The 591-nt window shown below is 67.0% G+C and carries 1 protein-coding gene; it reads right to left on the bottom strand.

Features of this window, described 5'->3' with window-relative positions:
- Positions 1-591, bottom strand: a 591-nt coding sequence (locus AAE045_RS23330; protein ID WP_455549697.1) for a M2 family metallopeptidase, incomplete at both ends; no start/stop codon positions are given.

The following is a 591-nucleotide window of genomic DNA, read 5'->3' on the forward strand; positions in this document are numbered from 1 at the left end:
GTGTGCGGCGATCAGGCCACCGTTGACCTCGGCCTTGTCCTTGCCGTACGTGCCGTCGAGCTTGGTGCGCGCGTAGCAGTGAAGCTGCTCGTACATCGGCTTGACCTGGTCCCACAGCCGGTCGGTTTCCGGGCCGATCTGGTCGGCGGGCATGTCATAGCCGCTGCGCCACATCTGGCCGGCATCGGCGAAGCCCATTTCCTTGGCGCCTTCGTTGACCAGGCTGACGAAGCGCTCGTAGTCGGCGCGCATCGGCTTGGTGGTGCCATGCCAGCCCTGCCAGGCGTCGAGCTGCTTGTCGTAGTCGCGGCTGCGCGCGAGCACCTGTTCCAGATCGCCCAGCTGGCGGCAGCTCTGCGGGTTGGCCTCGTCGGTGCAGTACTTGCCGGAGCCGTAGGCGCCCTCCATGCGGCTGGCGATGCGAGTCAGCTCGGAGAGCTTGGCCGGGTCGCGCGGGGCGGGCATGGAGGTCATCAGCTTGAGCAGATGGATCTGGCGCTTGGTGTCTTCGCTCATGGGCTGGCCGTCGTACTGGCCGGCCTGGGCGATCCAGCCGTTGAGGACGGTGAGCCAGCGTTCATTGGCCTTGGC

The organism is Dryocola clanedunensis (genome assembly GCF_038405435.1).
Classification (GTDB): domain Bacteria; phylum Pseudomonadota; class Gammaproteobacteria; order Enterobacterales; family Enterobacteriaceae; genus Dryocola; species Dryocola clanedunensis_A.